Below are 16,913 nucleotides of genomic sequence, written 5' to 3'. Positions count from 1 at the left end.
CGTCGATATGAAACGGCTGATAGTCACCACGCTACTGCTCAATACCCTGTTCCTGGTGCTGCTGCTCCCGGATTACCCCTGGATACCTTGGGTTGCAGCTGACGCGCTGTTACTGGCGGGCGTATTTGCGATTTTGCCCGCCGGAAGAGGCAAGCAATACCTGGCCGGAACCGTTGGCGTGTTGTACGCCTTGCTGGCCTTCTTCTCCCTGAGCGATGTGCTGGTCCGGCAGAGCATTGGGCGGCCGTTCAATCTGTACCTGGAAGTGGGCGTTGCGGGTTCTGTATTTGACCTGCTGGAGAGTAACCTGGGGCTTGGTCTGTCGCTACTGGTTATTCTGGCCCTGGCCGTCGCCTTTGCCGGCCTGGGTGGCTTTGTCGGCAGGCTGCTGTCCCAGCTTGGTGGCGGTACTCCGGCCAGAGCAGGCAGGCTGGTGGCAGCGGCAGGCGGTATCGCAGTATCCGCGTCATGGCTGCCTCAGCCGGTCGTGGGGTTGAGCGTTTCGGGGCTGGCGGCAACGCAAATCCAGCTGGCAGCGGATACCCACCAGTCCACCCTGGCGTTCCGACAACATCTTGAAGATAATCCGGACGCTGCTCAGACCACCCCTCTCAAAGGACTGGAGACTACCGACGTCATCCTGGGCTTTATCGAATCCTATGGCATTTCAGCCATCACTGACCCCCGTTACAGACCGGTGATCGAGCCCCGTCTGGAGCAAATGGCGCAAAAGCTGGATGAAGCCGGCCTGCATGTTGTAACCGGGCGCCTGCGCTCCCCCGTCCAGGGCGGCCAATCCTGGCTGGCACATACCACGCTGCTCAGCGGTCAATGGATCGAAACGCAGCTGGACTACGAAATCTTCCTGGCCAGCAATTTCCCCACACTGATTGACGACCTGGATACCACCGGCCACGACACGGTGGCTGTCATGCCCGCCATAACGAGAGCCTGGCCTGAAGGCCAGGCTTTTGGTTACAACCGTATCTACGCTTCCACCACCATGGACTACCGCGGCCCCGCTTTTAACTGGGTCACCATGCCGGACCAGTACACCTGGTCATGGTTCCAGCGCAACGTTCGGGACCAGGCGGAAACACCCCTGTTTGCAGAGATTGCACTAATAAGCAGCCACGCCCCCTGGGTACCGGTGTTGCCCGTCCTGGAAGATTGGGACGCCATCGGCACTGGCGAAACGTTCAACCAATGGAAAGGTACTGGCGAGGCCCCCGCCCGCCTGTGGCGTGACCCGGAGCGGGTGAGGGAACACTATGCACAGGCATTGGATTATGCCCTGAATGTGGCCACGGAATACGCCCTCCGTCACGTCGACAACCAGACACTGCTGGTGCTACTCGGAGACCATCAGGCAGCGCCACTTGTCACTGGCGAGGATGCCAGCCGGGATGTGGTGGTGCATATCATCAGCGCCGATCCGCAATTGCTGGCGCCCTTTGTTGCCAGTGGCCAACTGCCCGGGTTCAGTTGGGGTGCCCTGCCGGGAGACAATCCGGATGGCCCGGCGATGGCAGAGTTCCGACCCTTCCTTCAACAGCAGTTTGGTGCATCCTCCCCGGCAGTGGAAATATCTGCCCGCCGACCTATTGAAAACTGATCAAATGCTCCAACATTGAGAGATAGCAGAGGTTCACGGAAAACCATACAGGCTGGCGCCACCGGTATGGAGCTGTTCCGCGATTGAAGCTGACATCAACGTGTTAACTCAATTTCGTAGGAGGAGTTTCGTATGGCTAACATAACCCGCTGGAATCCAGTGAGCGAATTCGATGACCTGATGAACCGTTATAACCGGCTGTTCGGTCTGACACGTGGTAACGATGAACGGGAGGGCAAAGACCTGTTCAGCCGCAGCGACTGGGCCCCGGCCGTGGATATCAAGGAAACCCCGGAAGCCTTCAACATCGAAGCTGAACTACCGGGCATGACGAAGGACGATGTGAAAGTCACTGTCCAGGATGGTGTGTTGAGCATTCAGGGTGAACGCAAGCACGAGGAAGAAACCAACGACAAAAAGCACCACCGCATTGAGCGGGTTTACGGTAGCTTCCTGCGTCGGTTTACCCTGCCGGAAAACGTGGATGAGAACAGCATCAGGGCGAGCTTCAAGGACGGCATCCTGTCGCTGACACTGACCAAGGCAGAGCCGGCTGAACCCAAAGCCATTGAAGTGGATGTTCAGTAACAAACAAGGCGATGCGGCAAGGCCGGGCTCAGTTCCCGGCCTCTGCTGCTGTTTTGGCTCCGGCCTTTTTGACGATCTCCGCGTAGGCGGTACTACGGCGGTGCTTTGACACCAGGTCAAGGAAGGTTTCGCCGTTCTCATCCACAGCGTTGATATCCCGCCCTACTTCCACAAAGAAAGCGACAAAACGCTCGAAATCTTCGGCAATCATAGCCTGGTAAGCCTTGATCAGGGCATTGAAGTCAGCATTGACATTGCTGTCATAGGGAGCAATCGCCAGAAAGCTCTTTACCCGTTCATCACTCCATTCCTCGCCAATGACTTTCGGCTTGTCTGGTCCGCTCATAATCTCTCTGGCCCTTTTGTATCAACAAATTGAATCAGCAAATGTGTTCGCCTGGGGCCGCACAGTATAAAGATCTGAACGCATAGGAGTTATATGAATTGACTATGAGAGGCTGCCCCGCAAGCATAAGGCGCTGTTTACGGCATGATTTCCACCGGTAGCTGCCCGGTATTTACGCTGTCGTCACACGCCGGGTCCCGGATGGCGATCTCCACCCGCCGGTTTTTTGCACGGTTTTCGTCGCTGTCGTTGGGGGCCAGGGGATTGGTTTCTGCCCGGCCGGCAGCCACTACCCGTTCCGCCGGCACCTGACGATTCAGCACCAGCTCATGCACCACGGAAACCGCCCGTGCCGCAGACAGATCCCAGTTTGAGCGATAACGCCCGCTGGATATGGGGCGGTCGTCGGTGTAGCCGGCCACCAGTACGTCGCCGGAACAACCAGACAGTACAGCCACCACCCGCTCAATAATGGGGATCATCTCTGGCTTGATGGACGCCGCTCCGGAGCGAAAAGTGGCCTCTTCAGAAAAACGGATGACCACCTGGTTTTCGTCGTAGGTCACATTCAAGGCGTCCGAGGCCACCTCCGCTTCCAGCTCATCAATCAATCGGCTCGCCAGGTCAATGACGCCCCCAGGAATCTTTGTGGGGGCCTCACCCTCGGCGCGCTCGTCTATGAATTCCGGCTCGCTGGCAGAGGTATCGGTGGGTTGCGGCAGGGAAACCGTGTCTGATTCGATCAGGGTCAGGGGCGACCCGCCCACGTCATCAGAGAGCACCTGGTTACTACCGAAGGCCACAGCCATGGAGTTGGCCATGGCCCGATACTTTTCGATATCCATTTCCGCGAAGGACAGCAGCAGGATAAAAAACGTCAGCAGCAACGTAGCCAGATCGGCAAAGGTCACAATCCAGGCCGGAGAACCCCGGCCCTGTTTTTTCTTTTTTACTGGCTGACGCAATATCAAAACCTACGCCTCCCGCTCCGGGGCAAGGTTGGTACGCTGGTCCGGGGTTACGAACGACGACAGTAGCTCTGTCATTACCCTCGGGTTTTCACCGCGCATGATATTGCGTATGGAAGTGGTAATAAGGAGCTGATTCCGCGCCTCATCCTCCGCCTTGAGCTGGAGTTTGTCCGCCAGGGGCAGGGCGATCAACTGCGCGATGAAGGCTCCGTAAAGCGTGGTCAGCAGGGCAATGGCCATGGCCGGGCCAATGGAGGAAGGGTCATCGAGGGTGTTGAGCATCTGGACCAGACCCACCAGGGTGCCCAGCATTCCGATAGCCGGGGCGGACTCACCAATCCCTCGAAACACCCGCTCGGCTACCTCGTAGCGTTCTGCCGTCTGCTGGGCTTCCTGGGCCAGGGCCTCCTCGACCAGTTCGGGTGGGTGGCCGTCAACACAAAGATTGATGGCCTTGCGAAGAAAATCGTTACTGGTGTCGTGGTTTTCCAGACCCAGGATACCTTCCTTGCGCACCACCAGTGCCAGCGTTCCTACTTCCCGGATAAGATCCGCCGGGCGCTCCACCCGCTCGGTAAAAGCCGCCGCAAACGCCAGCCGGAATGCACCCATCACCGAAGGCAGGCGGAACTTGATCAGGGTAACCGCAAAGGTGCCGCCCAATACGATCGCCAGTCCGGGGAGATTGAAAAAGGTAAGGATCGAGGCATTGGCCAGCATGGCGAGCAAAACAATCAGAACACCTGCCACCAGCCCCACAAGGGTGAGAATATCCATCAGAGACCTTACATCAGAAACCTTTGGGAAGCTTGTACGCCTGCAGAGCATAGCCCATGGGCCCGGCGGGAGCTCAGTCGGTTCGCAATTCGTCAATCACCGGCCGTGTTTCAGGGCGGACCCCACGCCATATCCGGAACGACTCGGCCGCCTGCTCCACCAGCATGCCCAGGCCGTCAAATACCAGCGTGGCACCGTGGTCCAACGCCCACTGATTGAATGTGGTGGTCTGGAGAGAATACATCATGTCGTAGACCACCGTGCCGGCACCGATCACATTTGGCGAAATCGGTGGCAGATCACCCTGAAGGCTGGCGCTGGTGCCATTGATGATCAGGTCGAACGGCTCCTTGAGCTCCTCGAATCCACACGCCTCCAGCAGCGTTTGCCCAGCAATGGGTTCAAACAGTGTTACCAGGCCTTCTGCCTTCGCAACCGTGCGATTGGCGATGACCAGGGCCGACGGTTCCTCCGCCAACAAAGGCCCAAGCACACCCCGTACCGCTCCGCCTGCGCCCAACACCAGGATGCGTAGACCTGCCAAAGTGATGCAGTGGTTTTCGGTAAGGTCCATCACCAATCCAGTACCATCGGTATTATCGGCGATCAGTAAGCCGTTACTGTCCTGGTACAGAGTGTTGGCGGCGCCGGCCAACTCCGCCCGTTCGGTACGCCGGTCCGCCAGCTTCCAGGCCTGTTCCTTGAAGGGCACAGTCACATTCAATCCCTGGCCACCACGCTGGAAAAAGCCAGTTACGGTGTCGGCAAAACCGTCTTTCGGAGCCTGGATGGCTGTGTATTCCAGCTTTTCACCAGTCTGGCTGGCAAACAGGCTGTGAATGCGGGGAGATTTGCTGTGGCTGATGGGATTACCCACCACCGCGTAAAGATCGTTATTCATCGCCAATCTCCAGCCAGTCCCGTCCGGTCAGAAAATGCTCCGTCAGCCGTGCCTCTTCAGAGCCCGGTTCAGGCTTGAAACTGTACTCCCAACGCACCAGCGGGGGTAGCGACATCAGGATGGACTCGGTACGGCCACCGGACTGCAGGCCAAACAGGGTGCCACGGTCATACACTAGATTGAACTCCACATAGCGGCCGCGCCGGTAGAGCTGGAAATCCCGTTCGCGATCGCTCCAGGGCGTGTCTTTACGGCGCTGGACAATAGGCTCGTAGGCCTCAATGAAACTATCGCCCACGGACTGCATCAATGCAAAGTCACGGTCAAAATCCCCGGTATTGTGGTCATCGAAGAACAGCCCGCCGACCCCCCGGGGCTCGTCCCGGTGCTTCAGATAGAAGTAGTCGTCACACCAGTGCTTGTATCGGCGGTACATCTGATTGCCAAAGGGGTCGCAGGCGGCCTTCGCTACCCGGTGCCAGTGTGCGCAGTCTTCATCAAAGCCGTAATAGGGTGTGAGGTCATAACCACCGCCGAACCAGTACACCGGTTCGGCATTTTCCGGCGTTGCCACGAAAAACCGGACGTTGGCATGAGAGGTAGGTACATAGGGATTGAAGGGATGCAGCACCAGGGATACCCCCATCGCCTGCCAGGGCGCACCTGCGAGATGGGGCCTGTGTGCCGTGGCGGACGCGGGCATGGTTTCGCCCATGACGTGGGAGAAGTTGACCCCGCCTTTTTCGAAGACCGCACCGTCGGTAATAACCCGGCTGATACCACCTCCACCCTCGGGCCGGTCCCAGGCGTCGGTTTCAAAGCTCCCCTTGCCATCAACCGCTGCCAGCCGTCGGCAAATTTGCTCCTGCAGTCCCAGCAGGTACTGTTTGACGGCATTACTGTCGGGTTGCTGTGGCATGAGAACTCCTAACGCAGTTGTTGTCCGCTGACGATGTCGATAATACGGCTGGGTTGGCGATTACCCCCCAAGTCGCCCGGTACCAGCCAGTCCAGTTGGCCCTCAAAGTACCGGCGCACCTGCCAGGGGGTGCGCGCCGGCTGGCGGCCAGCGGGGTTGCAGGAAGTGGATACCAAAGGAAAACCCACTGTTTCGCACAACGCCCTCACTACCGGATGATCACTGACGCGCACCGCAATGGAACTGTGTCGCCCTCGCACCTGGGCAGGAATCTGCTTGAGAACGTCCGGTAACAGGCAGGTTACCGGCCCCGGCCAGTTAGCGAGGGCCTTTTCCTGCAGCTCCGCTGGCAGCGGGTCCAGAAGGAACCGTATCTGATCAACAGAGGCGGCCACAAGGATGACGCCTTTCTCGACCGGGCGCTGCTTCAGTTCGAGAATCCGCTCGACCGCTTCCGGGTTCCAGGGGTCGCAGCCCAGGCCCCAGACAGCTTCGGTAGGATAAGCAATAACGCCACCCCCAAGAAGGGTGCGGCGGGCACAGTGGAGGTGCCAGTCAGACAATGGTTGCTGTGGTTTCTTCATGGGGGCGCCAGGTCACTGATGCTGTTCAGGCGATCCGCTGAAACCCTCCGGGTGCAGCATCTACAAGCCCCTGAAGCTCCAGAAGCAGCAGCGACTGCATCAACTGGTCGGCGGGAAGGCCGGTCACTGAACATAAATCGTCGGTTGATTGCGGATCATACCCTAAAGCCTCCAGAACCGCGATTTCCCGGGAGTCCAGCCCTTCCGTGGCAGGGCGTTCCGGTGCCTGAGGCCCTTCCTGGCCGTGATTGCTCCACCAGGCGCCCAGTTCCTCACAGATGTCATCCACGGTTTCCACCAGCTTCGCGCCCTGGCGTATCAGATCATGGCAGCCACGGGCCAGCGGATTGTGCACGGAGCCGGGTATGGCGAACACCTCACGCCCCTGTTCCAGCGCCAGGCGGGCGGTGATCAGCGAACCGCTTTTCAGCCCTGCCTCAACCACCAGGATGCCCCGACTGAGACCACTGATAATCCGGTTTCGGCGGGGGAAGTGACCCGCTTTGGCAGAAGTACCGGGCGGGTATTCAGACACAATGACACCATCGCTGGCGATGCGTTCGCTAAGCTTACGATGGCGATAAGGGTAGGGCTGGTCCACACCATTGCCAATGACGGCTACGGTCGGAAAGCCGGCATCCAGGGCACCGGAATGGGCCGCACCATCCACCCCCAGTGCCAGCCCGCTGGTCACCAGCAGGCCTTTTCTGCCCAACGCTGCGGCGAACGAGCGAGCATGTTCCAGCCCGGCCCGCGTGGCGTTTCGGCTGCCGACAATACCGATCTGTTCGCGCCCCAGCAATGAGCGGTCTCCCCGCAGAAAAAGAACCAGTGGCGGGTCCGCGATATGCTTCAAGGGTTCAGGGTAGTCCGCGTCCGCCAGGGTCAGGATATCGGTGCCGGTCCTTATACAATCCCTGCGAATGCCGGCAGCGCTTGCAACGACCGGATGATCAAGGTCCTGGCGGCGCCACGCCTCCAGGGCCTCAATGGTTTCGGATGCCAGCCCGACAGCTTTCAATGTGGCGGCATTGCTGGTCAAGAGGCTTTGAAAATCGGATAAATGTTCGAGTATGGCCTGCTGACGGCGGGTACCGAATTTGGGCAGGCGTGACAGCAGTAGCCAGAATCCGGTGGTGGACCGGAACAGGTCGAGGTCGGTTCGGGCAGCAGTAGACAGGGGCATGGCATCCTTCCGTGGATCAGATAGTGGTAACGGCTCCCACCTTCCTGGCGGGACAGCCCGAAATTATGCCATAAAAAAAGGAGCCGGCGATGCGGCTCCCTTTCTCAACTTCACTCAAGATCTCTCAACGGCTTTCAGCCACTCAGGGATTGGTCACCTTGTCACCAACCGACAATGGGCGTGTAGCCTGCAGGATAAGGCCATAACTCATTTTTTCGTAGGTCTGGAACACCATCATCAGCCCGGCACGCTCGGAGGGCAGCTCAATGGTTTCATTGGTGACCGGATCCCGGACCAGGTTACCACTCTTGAGCACAGCCATGACGTTACCCGGTTTCAGGCCCTCGCGCTCGCCGCGGTTAATGGCAACCACATCAAACTGACCGATCTGGCTGACACCACCTTCCACCGAAATCATCTGCGCCTCAATCTCGCTGTCCGGGGAACTGGGCACGAAGCTGGTGGTAATGCGGCGCTCCTCACTAACCAGCAGACGGTCACCAATGCGGACTTCCTCACTGGACTGCTTCAGCATAAGGGTGAGTACGTCGCCGTTTTCTGCGGTGACTTCACCGCGGGCAATACTGCGGGCTTCCAGGCCGAGGAATTCGCCGGTTTCGGGGTCGCGGAACTCCTTGCTACGGCGGAAAACGCCCAGGTTATCGGCAGGCTTTTCACCACGAGCATAAATGCGGTCGCCAGCACCGGTAACAATGCGGCCATCTTCGCCCTCCAGCACGTAAGGTGCACCGTTCAGCTCTTCCGCACTGACAATACGGGTATCTGTGAGGAAGCTGCTGATCGCATCCAGTGGTATGGCAGGAATCGGGGTGTCGATAGCTTCGGAACGCACTTTCGGCGAGAGCTTCACAACGCGATCACTGGACACCTTGGTTACACGCGGCTCACCATCAATATAAACCAGGGCCAGTTCGTCTCCCGGATAGATCAGGTGGGGGTTCTGTACCTGTGGGTTCACATGCCAGATTTCCGGCCAGTACCATGGATTATTCAGAAAACGTGCGGAAATATCCCACAGGGTGTCACCCTTCACGACAGTGTAACGCTCGGGATGATCGGACCTCAGATCCGGGGCAGCCTGGGCCCAGGAGGTTAGCAGCAACATGCTTGCTGCCAGAGCGTACAGCAGTTTCCTCATTGTTTAAGTCCTTGATCGCGTGCCTTGAATCGCTAGATTCTGTTCTTGGTATGCAGCCGGTACTCTGCCTTTTATACCACTACTATAGAAGATGTCTCGCAAATTGTGATGTTATCTTTTGTTCTTCCAGTGAATTCTACGTTACGGACGAAAGCTTTTAACTATCACCTGATCAGTTTGTACTCAATGAGCGAGTTGAGGGATAATAGCACCATAAACGGCAGTAACCCGTTGAAACCGGCTCTTTCGTCCCGATCATAATAGACACGGGACTGGAAAATGCGCAGTACGCTGTCGCATTTCGGAGAGCGTTTTCACACCGTTACAAAAGATAACGGTGGAAACCAGATACAGACACCAAAAGTACGAGCGCTATGATACTAGACATTCTCGAATACCCTGATCCCCGCTTGCGCACCGTCGCCAAGCCGGTGGACAAGGTGACCGACGAGACCCGCAAGCTGATCGACGACATGTTCGAGACCATGTACGATGCGCCCGGCATTGGCCTTGCGGCCACCCAGGTCAACGTGCACAGGCAGATCATTGTGATGGACCTGTCCGAAGACAAGAGCGAGCCACGGGTGTTCATTAACCCCGAAGTGGAAGTTCTCGACGGCGAGCTTGAGGAAATGCAGGAAGGCTGTCTCTCCGTTCCGGGTTTCTATGAAGACGTTTCACGGATTGAGCACTGCATGATCCGGGCCATTGATCGGGACGGCAACCCGTTTGAACTGGAAGCTCGCGGCCTGCTTGCGGTCTGTATTCAGCATGAAATGGATCATCTCAACGGTAAGCTGTTTGTGGATTACCTGAGCTCACTGAAGCGCACCCGGATTCGCAAGAAACTGGAAAAGCTCCACAAGAAAAGTGCCTGAGACAACCAGTTCAGAGTAAACCGGGACCGGGTGCAAGCCCGGTCTTTTCGTATCCAACGGACAAGGGAATGACAGCCCGTGCGACTTGTTTTTGCCGGCACCCCCGATTTTGCAGCCACCGCGCTCCAGGCATTGCTCGCCACCCGCCATCAGGTGGTTGGTGTTTATTCCCAGCCTGACCGCCCCGCCGGCCGTGGCCGAAAACTGACACCCAGCCCGGTGAAAAAGGTGGCCGCAGAGGCGGGTATTCCTGTCTTCCAGCCCGAGTCCCTGAAAGCCGCCGAGGCCCAGGAGGAATTGCGGGTGCTGGATGCGGATGTGATGGTCGTGGCCGCCTATGGGCTGATCCTGCCCCAGGCAGTACTGGATATCCCGCGCCATGGGTGCCTGAACATCCATGCCTCCCTCCTGCCCCGCTGGCGTGGCGCCGCCCCGATCCAGCGGGCCATTGCCGCCGGGGACCGCGAAACCGGCATTACCATCATGCAGATGGATGCCGGTTTGGACACCGGTGAGATGCTGCTCAAAGCCATTACTCCGATTAATGAAGACGATACCGGCGGCAGTCTCCATGACCGTCTGGCTGACCTGGGTGGCCACGCCATCGTCAAGGCGCTGGACCACCTGGAAAAAGGCGAGTTGCGTGGTGAAGTGCAGGATGAGAACCGGGCCTGTTACGCCAGCAAGCTGAGCAAGGAAGAAGGCCATATCGACTGGACCCTGGACGCCCCCGCCATCAGCCGCCTGATCCGTGCCTTCAATCCCTGGCCCGGCACCTACACCGATCTGGACGAACTGCGCATCCGCATTCACCAGGCCACCATTCTGGAAAACACCAGTGACAAACACCCGGGGACGGTTATTCGCCGCAGCCGCGAAGGTATTGACGTTGCCTGCGGGCTTGAGTCACTGAGGATCACCCGGCTGCAACTGTCTGGCTCGCGCCCGCAAACGGCCAACGATCTGATCAACGGCGGCAAGGAAATACTGATGCCCGGCCAGGAGCTGCATTGAATGGGTGACCGTGGTCAGCCAGTGAGGGCCGTCGCCGCCCGGGTTCTGCAATCGGTCGAGAATGGCCAGTCATTGACACAATGCCTGCCCCTGGCCCTGAATGAGGTCGCAGACAGCGAGCGCCCGCAACTCCAGGCATTATGCTATGGCACTTGCCGCTGGTTTCACCGACTGGACGCCGAACTGCAGGCCCGTCTGAAAAAACCTCTGCGCAAGCCTGACCGGGTTGTACACCACCTGATGCTGGTGGCGCTTTTCCAGCTACGATTCAGCCAGCAGGCCACCTACGCAGTACTGAATGAAACCGTGGAAGCCTGCCGCAGCCTCGACAGGCCGCACCTTACTGGCCTGGTCAACGGGGTTTTAAGAGCGGCGGAACGGGAAGGGGAGCCCGCCTGGCCCGACGAGAGCGCACGCTTCAGCCACCCCCATTGGATGCTGGAGAAACTGCGTCACAACTGGCCCAATGACTGGCAGGCCATTCTTGATGCCAACAACGCCCAGGCACCCATGACCCTGCGGGTAAACGCCCGCCGGTTCAGCCGCAACGACTACCTTCAGTTGCTGACAGACGCCGGGATCGAGGCAAACGCCACACTATTCGCTCCCTACGGCATTCAACTGGCCTCGCCCGTCCCTGTAGACCACCTGCCCTGGTTCGCCGACGGCGCTGTCAGTGTCCAGGACGAAGCCGCCCAGCTCTGTACCACCCTGATGGATCTCGCCCCCGGCCAACGCGTGCTGGACGCCTGCGCCGCCCCCGGCGGCAAAACCTGCGCTATCCTGGAAAGCTGCGGGGAGCTGGAGGAAGTGGTCGCCATCGACGAGTCTGCCGACCGGCTGCCCAGGGTGCAGGAAAACCTCGACCGGCTGGATCTGGTGGCCACCCTGACACACGCGGATGCAGGGAACATTGATCAATGGTGGGATCGGCGGCCGTTCGACCGTATCCTGCTGGATGTTCCATGCAGCGCCACCGGCGTGATTCGACGGCACCCGGACATTAAATTGCTGCGCCGGGAGTCGGACATTGTGCCACTGGCCAGCATCCAGCTGGGTCTTCTGAAAGCCATGTGGCAGGTGCTCGCACCAGGCGGACGTTTGGTCTACGCCACCTGTTCCGTGTTCCCCCAGGAAAATCACCGTATAATCCGTCGATTCCTCACTCAGCAGGATGACGCGACCCTGATAGAGCCGGATGTGGAGTGGGGACGCGATATGGAATCCGGCCGCCAGCTGCTGCCCGATCCCGAAAGCCACGATGGATTCTTTTACGCCGTGCTGGAGAAACCTGAACCATGAAAATCCTGATTCTCGGCGCCGGCCAGGTGGGCGGAACCCTGGCAGAGAACCTCGCCAACGAAGCCAATGACATTACCGTGATCGACAGCGACAGTACCCGTCTGCGGGAACTCCAGGATCGCCTGGATATTCGTACGGTACAGGGCAAGGCGTCCTTTCCCACGGTGCTGAGACAGGCCGGTGCTGAGGACGGCGACATGCTGATTGCCGTCACCAACAGCGATGAGGTCAACATGGTGGCCTGCCAGGTGGCGAAGCTGATGTACAAGACGCCAACGACCATCTGCCGGGTGAGGGCCAATGCTTACCTGGCAAAACCGGAACTGTTTTACCAGCGTGAACAGAAAAAGGATCTGGATAGCCTGCGGGGCTTTCCGATCGACGTACTGATCAGCCCGGAACACCTGGTCACCAAGCACATCACCCGGCTGATCGAATATCCGGGCGCCCTCCAGGTACTGGAATTTTCCAAGGGCCTGGTACAGCTGGTCGCCATTCGTGCCACCGAGGGCGGTCCGCTTGTGGGCCATGAGTTGTCGTACCTGCGTAGCCATATGCCCAAGATCGAGACCCGGGTGGCCGCCATTTTCCGCAAAGACCGGGCCATCATGCCCGAGGGCAACACCGTGATCGAAGACGGTGACGAGGTGTTCTTTATTGCCGCCTCCGACCATATCCGCTCAGTGATGAGTGAGCTGCAGCCGCTGGAGAAACCCTACAAGCGCATCTTCATCTGTGGAGGCGGCAACATCGGCCAGCGTCTGGCCCACACCCTGGAATCCCGGTTTCAGGTCAAACTTCTGGAGCGGGACCACGAACGCTGCGTCATGCTGTCTGAGAGCCTTCGCAAAACCGTTGTACTGGAGGGGGATGCCGCAAACAAGGACATCCTGCTGGAAGAAAATATCGAGAATACCGATGTTTTCTGCGCCGTCACCAACGACGACGAAGCCAACATCATGGCCTCACTCCTGGCCAAACGTCTTGGTGCCCGCAAGGTCCTGACCCTGATCAACAACCCGGACTATGTTGATCTGATCCAGGGCGGCGATATCGATGTCGCCATTTCGCCCCAGCAAACCACCATTGGAAGCCTGCTCACCCATGTGCGCCGCGGTGACGTAGTAAATGTTCACTCACTGCGCAGAGGCGCTGCGGAAGCCATCGAGGCCATCGCCCATGGCGACCACCGCTCCTCCAAAGTGGTCGGAAAGCGGCTTGATGAGATCAACCTGCCGGAGGGCACCACCATAGGTGCCATCGTCCGCCACAATGAAGTCCTGATTGCTCATGACCACCTGCGGGTGCAACCGGACGACCACGTAGTGCTGTTCCTGGTGGACAAAACCCGGATAAGAGATGTGGAGAAACTCTTCCAGGTAGGGCTGACTTTCTTCTAGCGCAAAGCCGGCCCAGTGAAGCTGACTTAGAAATACGCGATTGGCAGGCGTATAATGCCGATTTTTTACAGAGTGCCCCGGCAAGATGCCCGGGCGCCACACACAGACTGACCAACAGGCAAACGTCGTGACAGACAAGGCAACTTCCGAAAACACTCCGGATATCAAAACGTTCCAGGGCCTGATTCTCGCCCTGCAGAATTTCTGGGCGCAGCACGGCTGCGTAGTACTCCAGCCACTGGATATGGAAGTAGGTGCCGGCACTTTCCATCCTGCCACCTTCCTGCGCTCCATCGGCCCGGAAACCTGGAACGCCGCCTACGTTCAGCCCAGCCGCCGACCGACCGACGGCCGCTACGGGGAAAACCCTAACCGCCTGCAGCATTACTACCAGTTCCAGGTGGTGTTGAAGCCGTCGCCGGACAACATCCAGGAACTGTATCTGGATTCCCTGAAGGCGCTCGGCCTCGACCCGCTGGTACACGATATCCGTTTCGTGGAAGACAACTGGGAATCGCCCACCCTCGGCGCCTGGGGCCTGGGCTGGGAAATCTGGCTCAACGGCATGGAAGTGACCCAATTCACGTACTTCCAGCAAGTGGGCGGTCTGGAGTGCTATCCGGTGACCGGCGAGCTCACCTACGGTCTTGAGCGTATCGCCATGTATCTGCAGGGCGTCGACAGTGTGTACGATCTGGTATGGACCGAGGGCCCGGATGGCGTGGTCACCTACGGTGACGTGTTCCATCAGCAGGAAGTGGAGATGTCCACCTACAACTTCGAACACGCCGATACCGAATTTCTGTTTCACAGCTTTGATGTCCACGAGCGTGAAAGCGCCCGCCTGATCGAAGCCGGCCTGGCACTGCCTGCCTACGAGCAGGTGCTCAAGGCCTCCCATACGTTTAACCTCCTTGATGCGCGGCACGCTATCTCCGTGACCGAGCGTCAACGGTTCATCCTGCGGGTTCGTACCCTCGCCCGTTCCGTAGCCCAGGCTTACTTCGACAGTCGCCGCAAGCTTGGCTTCCCGCTGGCGCCAGAGGCGTTGCGCAAGGAAGTACTGGCAGCAGCCGACGCCGCCGATGAAAAAGGCAAGAAGGGCAAAAAAGCGAAGAAAGCTCAGCAGGAACAGGGGAACGCATAATCATGGCAACACAGGATTTTCTGGTTGAACTGGGCACCGAAGAGTTGCCCCCCAAGGCCCTCAAGCCACTGTCTGAGGCTTTTACCCGTGGTATCAGCAAGGGCCTGGAAGAAGCGGGCATCCAATTCGGCAAGGTAGAGGCCTTTGCAGCACCGCGCCGGCTCGCCGTAAGGGTTCGTGACCTGGAAGACGCACAGCCGGACAAGCCGGTGGAAAAGCGTGGCCCGGCCGTAAAAGCCGCCTTCGACGATTCCGGCAACCCCACACGGGCGCTGACTGGCTTTGCCACCTCCCTGGGCGTAACCCCTGACCAGCTCGACACCCTGGAAACCGACAAGGGCGCCTGGGTGGTCTATCGCACCATTGAACAAGGCCGCCCCACCGTGGAACTGATGCCGGAACTGGTGGACCAGTCCCTCGCAGCACTGCCCATACCCAAACGCATGCGCTGGGGCGCTCACCGCACCGAATTTGTCCGCCCGGTACACTGGGCCATCATGCTGTTCGGTAACAAGGTGATCGAGACGCCGATCATGGGCCTGACACCGGGCAACAAAACCCGTGGCCACCGTTTCCACTGCCCCAAGTCACTGATTGTTCCAAAGCCCTGTGATTACGAGGTGGTATTGCGCCAGGAAGGTTACGTGATCGCGGACTTCGCCGAACGCCGTGAACAGATTCGCGACGGGGTGATGGCCATTGCAAAGAATGAAGGCCACGGACAAGCCGTGATTGATGAAGACCTTCTGGATGAAGTCACCGCGCTGAACGAATGGCCAGTGCCCCTGATGGGCCGCTTCGAGGACCGTTTCCTGGATGTGCCCGCCGAAGCACTGATTTCCTCCATGAAGGAACACCAGAAGTATTTTCACGTGGTCTCTGACGACGGCAAGATGCTCCCGCTGTTCATTACCGTTGCCAACCTGGAAAGCAAGGACCCGAGCCAGGTGATCTCCGGCAACGAGAAGGTCATCCGTCCGCGTCTGGCCGATGCCGCGTTCTTTTACGACACTGACCGCAAAACCCGGCTGGAAGACCGGATCGACCAGCTCAAGCCGATCGTATTCCAGGACAAGCTGGGCAGCATCCATGACAAGTCTGTTCGTGTAGCGGCACTGGCGAAGAAAATTGCCGACGCTATTGGCAGCGATCCGCAACTTGCTGAGCGCGCCGCCATGCTGGCCAAGACTGACCTGGTCACCGAGATGGTGCTGGAGTTCACCGATCTTCAGGGCATCATGGGGCAGTACTATGCCGCCAATGACGGCGAAAACGAAGAAGTGGCCAGCGCACTGAACGAGCAGTACATGCCGCGCTTTGCCGGCGACGACCTGCCCGCCACACTGACCGGTTGCGCCGTGGCCATTGCCGACCGTATCGACTCCCTGGTGGGCCTGTTCGGGATTAACCAGCCACCGTCCGGCACCCGCGATCCCTTCGGCCTGCGCCGTGCCTCTCTGGGCGTGCTGCGCATCATCATCGAACGGGAACTGCCACTGGATCTGCAGACCCTTTGCGAATGGGCGAAAGCAGAACACACCAGCATCACCGAGCCGAACGTAGCCAGCACCGTGGTGGATTACATGCTGGAGCGCTTCCGCGCCCACTATGAGGAGCAGGGCATCAGCGCCGAAGTCTACCTGGCCGTGCACGCCCGTCGTCCCACACGCCCGCTGGATTTCGACCGCCGGGTGAAAGCCGTGGAAGCCTTCCGCCAGCTGCCGGAAGCCCTGGCCCTGGCCGGTGCCAACAAGCGGGTGTCCAACATTCTCACCAAGCAGGGCGGTGACAGCATCGGTGAAACCATCGATACCGATCTGCTGCAGGACAACGCCGAGAAAGCCCTGGCAGAGCAGATCCGCCAGCAGGCGGAAAAGGTGCTGCCACTGTTCGAGAAGGGCGACTACGCCACTGCCCTGAGCTCCCTGGCCAGCCTGAGGGAACCGGTGGACAACTTCTTTGACGAAGTGATGGTCATGGCCGACGACGAGGCCGTGCGCAACAACCGCCTGGCCATGCTCAATCTGCTACGCAACCTGTTCCTTCGGGTGGCGGATATATCCGTGCTGCCTGCTGCCGGTTAACCGGGATATCCGGAGGGCCTTTGAACCGGCCCTCCGATACCT

The 16,913-nt window shown here is 59.0% G+C and carries 16 protein-coding genes; 8 read left to right on the top strand and 8 right to left on the bottom strand.

All coding sequences use genetic code 11. The annotated features are described in order from the left end of the window. The first annotated feature begins 7 nt into the window (after positions 1-7). Positions 8-1,615: an alkaline phosphatase family protein gene (locus tag FO268_RS07600; RefSeq protein WP_150991279.1), complete on the top strand. Its 1,608-nt coding sequence runs from the start codon at positions 8-10 to the stop codon at positions 1,613-1,615. Between the two features lie 132 nt (positions 1,616-1,747). Beyond that, complete coding sequence (locus FO268_RS07595) at positions 1,748-2,203, top strand: Hsp20/alpha crystallin family protein (protein ID WP_150991277.1); 456 nt, start codon at positions 1,748-1,750, stop codon at positions 2,201-2,203. A 28-nt stretch (positions 2,204-2,231) separates the two neighbouring features. On the opposite strand, the gene FO268_RS07590 is transcribed toward FO268_RS07595, so the two are convergent. From FO268_RS07590 to FO268_RS07555, 8 genes are all read right to left on the bottom strand, one after another. Beyond that, positions 2,232-2,549 (bottom strand): PA4642 family protein, encoded by a 318-nt coding sequence (locus tag FO268_RS07590; protein ID WP_150991275.1) that lies wholly within the window; start codon positions 2,547-2,549, stop codon positions 2,232-2,234. A gap of 137 nt (positions 2,550-2,686) precedes the next feature. Continuing rightward, positions 2,687-3,520 (bottom strand): flagellar motor protein MotB, encoded by an 834-nt coding sequence (locus tag FO268_RS07585; protein ID WP_150991273.1) that lies wholly within the window; start codon positions 3,518-3,520, stop codon positions 2,687-2,689. 3 nt (positions 3,521-3,523) lie between these two features. Continuing rightward, the gene (locus tag FO268_RS07580; RefSeq protein ID WP_150991271.1) at positions 3,524-4,297 is read right to left on the bottom strand and encodes a MotA/TolQ/ExbB proton channel family protein; all 774 of its coding nucleotides are present in this window, start codon (positions 4,295-4,297) and stop codon (positions 3,524-3,526) included. A 73-nt stretch (positions 4,298-4,370) separates the two neighbouring features. After that, positions 4,371-5,198, bottom strand: coding sequence for a shikimate dehydrogenase (gene aroE, locus FO268_RS07575; RefSeq protein WP_150991269.1), 828 nt, complete (start codon positions 5,196-5,198; stop codon positions 4,371-4,373). Next, a complete protein-coding gene (gene hemF, locus FO268_RS07570) occupies positions 5,191-6,117 on the bottom strand; it encodes an oxygen-dependent coproporphyrinogen oxidase (protein ID WP_150991267.1) in 927 nt (308 codons plus the stop codon). The genes aroE and hemF overlap by 8 nt, the downstream gene beginning before the upstream one ends. Before the next feature lie 8 nt (positions 6,118-6,125). Then, positions 6,126-6,701, bottom strand: a complete 576-nt coding sequence (locus tag FO268_RS07565; protein ID WP_150991265.1) for an L-threonylcarbamoyladenylate synthase — start codon at positions 6,699-6,701, stop codon at positions 6,126-6,128. Positions 6,702-6,726: 25 nt separating this feature from the next. Next, on the bottom strand, positions 6,727-7,887 hold the full coding sequence (gene dprA, locus FO268_RS07560; RefSeq protein ID WP_191966893.1) for a DNA-processing protein DprA: 1,161 nt from the start codon (positions 7,885-7,887) through the stop codon (positions 6,727-6,729). Positions 7,888-8,029: 142 nt separating this feature from the next. Beyond that, entirely contained in the window at positions 8,030-9,046 is a 1,017-nt protein-coding gene (locus FO268_RS07555; protein ID WP_150991263.1) for a LysM peptidoglycan-binding domain-containing protein, read from the bottom strand. A 374-nt stretch (positions 9,047-9,420) separates the two neighbouring features. Between FO268_RS07555 and def the strand changes: the two genes are divergently transcribed. From def to glyS, 6 genes are all read left to right on the top strand, one after another. Next, positions 9,421-9,924, top strand: a complete 504-nt coding sequence (gene def, locus FO268_RS07550) for a peptide deformylase (protein WP_150991261.1) — start codon at positions 9,421-9,423, stop codon at positions 9,922-9,924. Positions 9,925-10,002: 78 nt separating this feature from the next. Further along, positions 10,003-10,938 carry a methionyl-tRNA formyltransferase gene (gene fmt / locus FO268_RS07545; RefSeq protein ID WP_150991259.1) on the top strand — a complete coding sequence of 312 codons (936 nt, stop codon included), beginning with the start codon at positions 10,003-10,005 and terminating at the stop codon, positions 10,936-10,938. After that, positions 10,939-12,240: a 16S rRNA (cytosine(967)-C(5))-methyltransferase RsmB gene (gene rsmB / locus FO268_RS07540; RefSeq protein ID WP_150991257.1), complete on the top strand. Its 1,302-nt coding sequence runs from the start codon at positions 10,939-10,941 to the stop codon at positions 12,238-12,240. It begins immediately after the preceding gene. Next, entirely contained in the window at positions 12,237-13,640 is a 1,404-nt protein-coding gene (gene trkA / locus FO268_RS07535) for a Trk system potassium transporter TrkA (protein WP_150991254.1), read from the top strand. Before rsmB ends, trkA begins: the two co-directional genes overlap by 4 nt. 127 nt (positions 13,641-13,767) lie before the next feature. After that, positions 13,768-14,787 (top strand): glycine--tRNA ligase subunit alpha, encoded by a 1,020-nt coding sequence (glyQ, locus tag FO268_RS07530; protein ID WP_150991252.1) that lies wholly within the window; start codon positions 13,768-13,770, stop codon positions 14,785-14,787. 2 nt (positions 14,788-14,789) lie between these two features. Then, on the top strand, positions 14,790-16,871 hold the full coding sequence (glyS, locus tag FO268_RS07525; protein WP_150991250.1) for a glycine--tRNA ligase subunit beta: 2,082 nt from the start codon (positions 14,790-14,792) through the stop codon (positions 16,869-16,871). The last annotated feature ends 42 nt before the right edge of the window (positions 16,872-16,913 follow it).

Origin of the sequence: Marinobacter denitrificans, assembly GCF_008795955.1 — a bacterium.
In the GTDB taxonomy this organism is placed as follows: domain Bacteria; phylum Pseudomonadota; class Gammaproteobacteria; order Pseudomonadales; family Oleiphilaceae; genus Marinobacter; species Marinobacter denitrificans.
The sequence above is the reverse complement of the archived record's forward strand: the minus strand, read 5'-3'. Positions and strand labels throughout refer to the sequence as shown.